Source organism: Streptomyces sp. NPDC058650, assembly GCF_042717315.1.
GTDB lineage: Bacteria > Actinomycetota > Actinomycetes > Streptomycetales > Streptomycetaceae > Streptomyces.
Window position 1 is genome coordinate 1 of record NZ_JBHXRL010000077.1, and the last position, 1,155, is coordinate 1,155.

A 1,155-nucleotide genomic window follows, 5' to 3' on the forward strand; every position below is an offset into this window, starting at 1 on the left:
TTACGGGAGGTTGCGGGCCATGACGATGCGCTGGACCTGGTTGGTGCCTTCGTAGATCTGGGTGATCTTGGCGTCGCGCATCATGCGCTCGACGGGGTAGTCGCGGGTGTAGCCGTAGCCGCCGAGGAGCTGGACGGCGTCGATGGTGACCTCCATGGCGACGTCGGAGGCGAAGCACTTGGCCGCGGCGCCGAAGAAGGTGAGGTCTTCCTTGTCGCCTCCGGCGGAGACGCGCTCGGACTTCGCCGCGGCGGCGTAGGTGAGCTGGCGGGCGGCTTCGAGCTTCATGGCCATGTCGGCGAGCATGAACTGGATGCCCTGGAAGTCGGCGATGGGCTTGCCGAACTGCTTGCGTTCCCTGACGTAGCCCTTGGCGTAGTCGAGGGCGCCCTGGGCGATGCCGATGGCCTGGGCGGCGATGGTGACGCGGGTGTGGTCGAGGGTCTTCATCGCGGTGGCGAAGCCGGTGCCCTCGGCGCCGATCATGCGGTCCGCGGGGATGCGGACGTTGTCGAGGTAGACCTCGCGGGTCGGGGAGCCCTTGATGCCGAGCTTCTTCTCCGGGGCGCCGAAGGACACGCCCTCGTCGGACTTCTCCACGACGAAGGCGCTGATGCCCTTGGAGCGCTTCTCCGGGTCGGTGACGGCCATCACCGTGTAGTACTCCGACTCGCCGGCGTTGGTGATCCACCGCTTCACGCCGTTGAGGATCCAGAAGTCGCCGTCGCGGACCGCGCGGGTCTTCATCCCGGCCGCGTCGGAACCCGCGTCGGGCTCGGACAGGGCGTAGGAGAACATCGCGTCACCCTTGGCCAGCGGGCCCAGGTACTTCGCCTTCAGCTCCTCCGAGCCGGACAGGATCACCGGGAGCGAGCCCAGCTTGTTCACCGCCGGGATCAGCGACGAGGAACCGCACACCCGCGCGACCTCCTCGATCACGATCACCGTGGCCAGCGCGTCCGCGCCCGCGCCGCCGTACGCCTCGGGGACGTGCACGGCGTGCAGGTCGTTGGCGACCAGCGCGTCCAGCGCCTCCTGCGGGAACCGGCCCTCCTCGTCCACCGCGGCCGCGAACGGCGCGATCTTCGCCTCCGCCAGCGCACGCACCGACTCCCGGAGCATGTCGTGCTCCTCGGAGGGCCGATACAGGTCGAA

General features: G+C 68.9%; 1 protein-coding gene. It reads right to left on the reverse strand.

Features of this window, described 5'->3' with window-relative positions; translation table 11 throughout:
• Nucleotides 1–1,155: acyl-CoA dehydrogenase family protein (locus ACFWWU_RS37365; RefSeq protein WP_384153699.1), on the reverse strand; the 1,155-nt coding region annotated here is incomplete at its 5' end.